The organism is Intestinibacter sp., from assembly GCF_051866655.1.
Classification (GTDB): domain Bacteria; phylum Bacillota; class Clostridia; order Peptostreptococcales; family Peptostreptococcaceae; genus Intestinibacter.
Genome location: NZ_JBJDXL010000119.1, coordinates 1 through 6,450, shown reverse-complemented (window position 1 = coordinate 6,450; position 6,450 = coordinate 1). Strand labels below are relative to the sequence as shown.

The following is a 6,450-nucleotide window of genomic DNA, read 5'->3' as shown; positions in this document are numbered from 1 at the left end:
TCGTCCTCTTCATCTTCCCCGATTAACTCAGCGTACTCAGCCTCCCCATAATAAGCCTTCAAGTACATCTCTCTTATTTCATCAAATAAAGGATATCTAGGATTAGCGCCTGTGCATTGATCGTCAAATGCAGCTTCAACCATTTCATCTAAAGTTGCTAAGAATTCCCTTTCATCTATCCCCATTTCTTTTACAGTTTGAGGTATTCCTACAGCTTTCTTTAGGTCTCTTATCTTTTGTTGTAGCGCTTCAAATTTTTCTTCGTCAGTTTTACCTTTGCATCCCACAAATTCAGCAATTTCAGCATATCTAGCTATCATGTTTGGATATTCGTATTGTGGGAATGTACCCATTTTTCTTGGAGCTGTACTAGCGTTAAATTCTAGCACTAGATTTATTAATAACGCATTAGCTACACCATGTGGTATGTGGTGGTAAGCACCTAATTTGTGTGCTAATGAGTGGCAAACTCCTAAGAAAGCATTAGCAAATGCCATACCTGCCATTGTTGAAGCATGAGCCATTTTTTCTCTTGCTTTAGGATCATTTGCTCCATTTTCATAAGCTCTTGGTAAATATTCAAATATTGATTTTGCAGCTTGCATAGCTAAGCCGTCAGTAAATTCTGTTTGTAGCATTGCTGCATATGCCTCTAATGCATGAGTTAATGCATCTATACCAGAAGCAGCAGTCAATCCCTTAGGTTGATTCATCATCATGTCAGCGTCTACTATAGCCATAGTTGGCATTAATTCATAGTCTGCAAGTGGATATTTTTGTCCAGTTTCATCATCTGTGATAACTGCAAATGGAGTTACCTCAGAACCTGTACCTGAAGAAGTAGGTATAGCTACGAATTTAGCCTTGTTGCCCATTTTAGGGAATTGGTAAACTCTCTTTCTTATATCCATGAATCTCATCGCTAAATCTAGGAAGTCGCATTCTGGATGCTCGTACATTACCCACATGATTTTAGCTGCATCCATAGGTGATCCTCCACCTACTGCTATTATTACATCTGGTTCAAATGCTCTTAATTGTTCTACTCCCTTTTGAGCTGTCTTTAGTGTTGGGTCAGGTGCAACCTCTGAGAAAGTAGCATGTTGAATTCCCATAGCGTCTAATTGATCAGTTACTGCTTTTGTATATCCATTTTCGTATAAGAATGAGTCAGTTACTATAAACGCCTTTTTGAAGTCGTAGTATTCTGGTCCTAGTTCTTTTATTGCAACACCTAAGCAGCCTTTTTTGATATAAGTTTTAACAGGAGTTCTAAACCAAAGCATGTTTTCCCTTCTTTCTGCAACTGTTTTTACGTTTAATAATTGGAATGGTCCAACTTGACCTGAGAATGAGTTATTTCCCCAAGATCCACAGCCTAATGTTAGTGAAGGCTCTAGCTTGAAGTTGTAAACATCCCCTATTCCACCGAATGCAGATGGAGTGTTAACTAGTATACGACAAGCCTTCATTTTATTTTGGAATTTATCTAATTTTTCTTTGTTGTTAACTACATCTATGTATATTCCAGCAGTGTGTCCTATTCCGCCACCTTGTACTAATTGGTCAGCTTTTTGTACTGCATCGTCGAAATCCTTTGATTTGTACATTGATAGTACTGGGAATAATTTTTCGTGAGATAATGGTTCACTTATATCAGTAGATGTAGCTTCACCTATTATTAATTTAGTATCAGCTGGTACTTCAAATCCCGCTTCTCTAGCAACTTCTACAGCTGGTCTACCAACTAATTTAGCATTCATTGTTCCATTTGGTCCAAGAATTACTTTCTTAAGCTTAGTTAATTCATTGCCTTTAGCTATATACGCGTTTCTCGCAACGAATTCTTTTTGAACCTCATTATATATAGAAGCATCTACTATTACAGATTGTTCAGATGCACATATTGTTCCGTTATCAAAAGTTTTAGAATGTATTACAGATGATACTGCCACTTTTATATCACAAGATTTATCGAAAACTATTGGAACGTTACCAGATCCAACACCTAGTGCAGGTTTTCCTGAAGAATAAGCAGCCTTAACCATTCCTGGACCACCAGTTGCTAATATTGTATCTGCTTCTCTCATTATTTCTGCTGATAATTCTATAGATGGTTCATCTATCCAACCGATTATGTTTTCAGGTGCACCAGCCTTAACTGCTGCATCTAGACAAAGCTTAACTGCTGCTATTGTAGATTTTTTCGCTCTTGGATGAGGAGAGAAAACTATAGCATTTCTAGTTTTTAAAGCTATTAAGCATTTAAATATTGCAGTTGAAGTTGGGTTTGTAGTAGGAATTATCCCAGCTAACACACCTAGAGGCTCAGCTATCTTAGTTATACCAAAAGCTTCGTCCTTTTCTATAACACCACAAGTTTTTGCATCCTTGTATTTATTGTATATATATTCTGAAGCAAAATGGTTTTTTATAACCTTGTCTTCTGCAATTCCTATACCAGTTTCCTCTGCTGCCATTTTAGCAAGAGGTATTCTAGCTTGGTTTGCTGCCATTGCTACTTGGAAGAATATCTCGTCAACTTGTTCTTGAGTATATGTAGCGTATTCTTGTTGAGCTGCTCTTACTTCAGCCATTTTCTTTTGTAATGTGTTGATATCCTTTACTATCATGTTTATACTTCTCCTTTTATGTTATAAAAATTTTGATTGTTTTCTTTGTTAAAAAAATAACGTTGATTTCTATGTTGTTAATTATATAACAATATATATGCCTTTGCAAGTACTTTTTTTCAAAAAAATAGAAATTTTTTAGGCCTTATATTTATTCCAAATTCTTCCACTTTAATATTAAAACTAGTATTTTACTATACATCACACAAAATAAATACTTTTATCGAAATTTATAAAGTATCTTGTTTTATGAAAAATAATAGTTATTTTTTTAACATTAGATATTCAAAAAATATCCTTCACATACTATCCCTTCTTTCCCATTGTGGATATATGTTAAATCATGTTATATATATAAAATAATAAATACAGTTGACAGTAAATAATTTATTCACTATCATTATAGTTAGATATAGGAAAATAAAATAACTAGAAAATCTTCGGGGCAGGGTGAAATTCCCTACCGGCGGTATAGCCCGCGAACTATTTTATAATAGCTGATTTGGTGAAATTCCAAAGCCGACAGTAAAGTCTGGATGAGAGAAGAGAGTTATAAATTATTTAAATATTTATTTATTGTGATTGCTCGTAAACTCGAAGAAGAAGATTCTCTCGAGTTTTTTTATTTGACCTATAATAATTAATTTTATTGGAGGTTATATTATGCAATACAGTATAAAACGTCAAAAAATATCAGCAAAAATAATAGCTCAAATAGGAATTTTGGCTGCAATATCTTATTTATTAAGATTTTTTGAAATCCCACTACCAATATTCCCACCATTTCTAAGAATTGACTTATCTGATGTAGTAGCAGTATTCGGTGGTATATCAATGGGTCCAGTAGTAGGATTTATAATCGTCGTAATTAAAAATTTACTTCAAGCGATAACAGGAAGTTCAACAGGCGGTGTTGGAGAATTCGCAAATATCTTAATAGCAGGTCCATACGTACTTATGATTTCTATATTCTGTAAAAAGGCTAATAGCTACAAAAACGTATTAATCGGAGCAGTAATAGGAACAATATTAATGGCTATAATAGGTTCAGTTGTTAATTACTATATAATGTTCCCATTATATTCAAAAGTAATGATACCTATGGAAGCTATAATCAGTATGGGAACTGCATTAAATCCAAAGGTAACTGATTTATTTAGCTTTATGATTTGGTTAATAATTCCATTTAATATAGTAAAAGGTGCAATTATGACAGCTGTAATTTTACCATTATATAAAAAAATGGAAAAATTATTAACTCTTAATTAAGTAACTATTTTACATTACAGATAAATAGTTTCTATACTTTATTTGAGATTTTATTTTGGGAGGTATATATATGAAAACAAACGTACAAAAGTTAACTATTGCCGCTATAATGGGTACTATTTCCTTTGTTCTTATTTACTTAGGATTTTCAATTCCAATATTATCTGCATTTGCAGAATTAGACCTTTCTGCTTTACCAGAGCTTATTGGTGGATTTATATTAGGACCTGTTGGTGCAGTTGAAATTATTGTTATCAAGCTTGTGTTAAAATTAGTTTTTGATGGTACAACTTCTGCATTTACAGGTGAACTTCAAAATCTTATATTAAGTCTTGCTTATGTTTTACCAGCAGTAATATATTATCAAAAGCATAAAACTAAAAAGGGTGCAATTATCGGTATTTTAATTGGATCTATTTTGAGCATTATTATAGCTATATTTACTAATATTTACCTTATATTCCCAGCATTTATGTATCTATACGGAATGAATTGGGATATAATAATAGAGACATGTTCAAAAATTAATCCATATATAAAAGATATCCCTACATTTGTTATATTCTCGGTAATACCATTTAATATAGTTTCGAGAGCAATAACATCTGTACTAACATTCTTAATTTATAAGCGACTTAGTGTACCGCTTAAAAAATTTATTGCAGCATAATAAGGAGGAATAATATGAAATTCAGTATTGATAAGAACTTAACATTTGAACAAGCTGTTGAAATTATGTTTGATAAACTTGGAACAGATAAAATTATGGCTCTTGCCAGTAGTGTAGATGACTATGTCATGGTGCGTAATGTAAGTTGTCTTTTTTATGATGGACTTGTTTGGTTTAAAACTGATAAGAACTTTAGAAAAACACAACAGCTATTTAAAAACCCACATGTAGCACTTTGTTGGAGCGGAGTACAAATTGAAGGTCTTGCTGAAAATCGTGGTTTAGTTGTTGATGAGCCTGATAGAAAGTTTGAAAAGCTTTATAAGAAATATCTTTGGGGTAGCTATAATAAATATTCTCACGAAGATTCAGAAATAATCATCGCAATAAGTCCAAAATTTGTAGAAATTTGGGATACAAGCGAAGATAATTATGCTTACCAAATTTTCATTGACTTCGACAATAAATCAGTTGAAGTAAAACCATACGATAAAAAAGATAATTAAAATAATATTCTTTTTTAAAAAATATATAGCAAATAATTTAAAGGAAATATATAATAGCAATTTTATTATACATTTCCTTTTTTTATGAAAAAATAAATTGATTAACCTGTTATCTTAGCGTTTATAGACAACTTTTCCATCGATTATTGTGTATAAAACATTGCTTTGAATTTCAAATGGATTTCCATCCCAGATAACTATATCGGCATCCTTTCCAACCTCTATAGATCCAACTCTGTCGTCTATTCCTAGAACTTTAGCTGGATTTATAGTTATCGCTTCTAATGCTTTTTCTTGTTTCATACCGTATTTAACTGCTAATCCAGCACATATAGGCAGATATTGTAGCGGTATTACTGGATGGTCTGTCATAAGGCAGATATCCTTGCCTGCATTTGATAGAATTCCTGCTGTCTCAAAGGTTAAGTTTCTAAGCTCTATTTTAGATCTTTCTGATAGCGATGGTCCCACTATTAGAGGGTAATTTTCCTCTAATAATTCGTCTACTATCAGATGACCTTCTGTACAGTGATCTAATGTAAGCTTTAAGTCGAATTCTTGAGCAATTCTTATAGCTGTAAACATATCATCAGCTCTGTGTGCATGTGCCTTTAGAGGAATTTCTTTTTTTAGGACAGGTATAAGCGCCTCTAATTTTATATCGTATTCTGGCTTATCCACTTCCTCATCTTCCTCTGAATCTTTTAAGTCATGTAAATATTCCTCTGCTTTTCTTAAATTTTCTCTAAGTAATGCAGCTATTGCCATTCTAGTCTGTGGTGTATTGTCTTCATTACCATAGCAAGATTTAGGATTTTCTCCAAATGCTATTTTTGATGCAACTGGATTTTTAATTACCATCTTGTCTATTCTCTTTCCAAAGGTTTTTATAGCTATAGCTTGTCCTCCCATTACATTTGCACTTCCTGGAGTCGTACATACTGAGGTTACTCCTCCTTGATATGCCTCCTTGAAGGTTCTGTCCATTGGGTTTATTCCATCTATTACATTTAGTTGAGGCGTTATTGGATCTGTCTCTTCATTTCCATCTGCACCCTCCATTCCCATGCCGTCCTCCCAAAGACCTAGGTGAGTGTGGGCATCTATAAATCCCGGGAAAATTAATTTTCCTTCTGCATCTATAACTTCTAAAGCTTCTGTGACTTCATTAGATTCAATCTCAGAAATCAAAGGCTCTACATCTTCTTTTATTGCTATTATTTTTTTGCCTTTGATTAGTATATCTGATTTTTTTATTCCTTCTGTGATTGTATTTATTGTTCCATTTTTTATAACTAACACTTTATCCTCCAACCTAATTTTATTTTCTATATTTATTATCAATCTTATTTTTAAACACTTTATGTCTAAA

Annotated in this window: 5 protein-coding genes and 1 riboswitch; of the genes, 3 read left to right on the top strand and 2 right to left on the bottom strand. The window is 32.8% G+C overall.

Annotation, left to right across the window (positions count from 1 at the left end; all coding sequences use genetic code 11):
- Nucleotides 1–2,633, bottom strand: a 2,633-nt coding sequence (adhE, locus tag ACI3VO_RS03155) for a bifunctional acetaldehyde-CoA/alcohol dehydrogenase (RefSeq protein WP_439756526.1), incomplete at its 3' end; no start/stop codon positions are given.
- A gap of 432 nt (nt 2,634–3,065) precedes the next feature.
- Nucleotides 3,066–3,185: riboswitch (FMN riboswitch) on the top strand.
- A 111-nt stretch (nt 3,186–3,296) separates the two neighbouring features.
- Here adhE and ACI3VO_RS03150 point away from each other — a divergent pair.
- From ACI3VO_RS03150 to ACI3VO_RS03140, 3 genes are all read left to right on the top strand, one after another.
- The gene (locus ACI3VO_RS03150; protein WP_439756525.1) at nt 3,297–3,902 is read left to right on the top strand and encodes an ECF transporter S component; all 606 of its coding nucleotides are present in this window, start codon (nt 3,297–3,299) and stop codon (nt 3,900–3,902) included.
- Nucleotides 3,903–3,972: 70 nt separating this feature from the next.
- Nucleotides 3,973–4,572, top strand: coding sequence for an ECF transporter S component (locus tag ACI3VO_RS03145; protein ID WP_439756524.1), 600 nt, complete (start codon nt 3,973–3,975; stop codon nt 4,570–4,572).
- Between the two features lie 14 nt (nt 4,573–4,586).
- On the top strand, nt 4,587–5,078 hold the full coding sequence (locus ACI3VO_RS03140) for a hypothetical protein (RefSeq protein ID WP_439756523.1): 492 nt from the start codon (nt 4,587–4,589) through the stop codon (nt 5,076–5,078).
- A gap of 114 nt (nt 5,079–5,192) precedes the next feature.
- Here the strand turns inward: ACI3VO_RS03140 and ACI3VO_RS03135 are convergent.
- Nucleotides 5,193–6,450: amidohydrolase family protein (locus ACI3VO_RS03135; protein WP_439756522.1), on the bottom strand; the 1,258-nt coding region annotated here is incomplete at its 5' end.

What these genes read in the sequence shown, in the direction of transcription:
- ACI3VO_RS03150 (WP_439756525.1), top strand. Translation starts at nt 3,297, where the DNA reads ATGCAATACAGTATAAAACGTCAAAAAATATCAGCAAAAATAATAGCT.
- ACI3VO_RS03145 (WP_439756524.1), top strand. Translation starts at nt 3,973, where the DNA reads ATGAAAACAAACGTACAAAAGTTAACTATTGCCGCTATAATGGGTACT.
- ACI3VO_RS03140 (WP_439756523.1), top strand. Translation starts at nt 4,587, where the DNA reads ATGAAATTCAGTATTGATAAGAACTTAACATTTGAACAAGCTGTTGAA.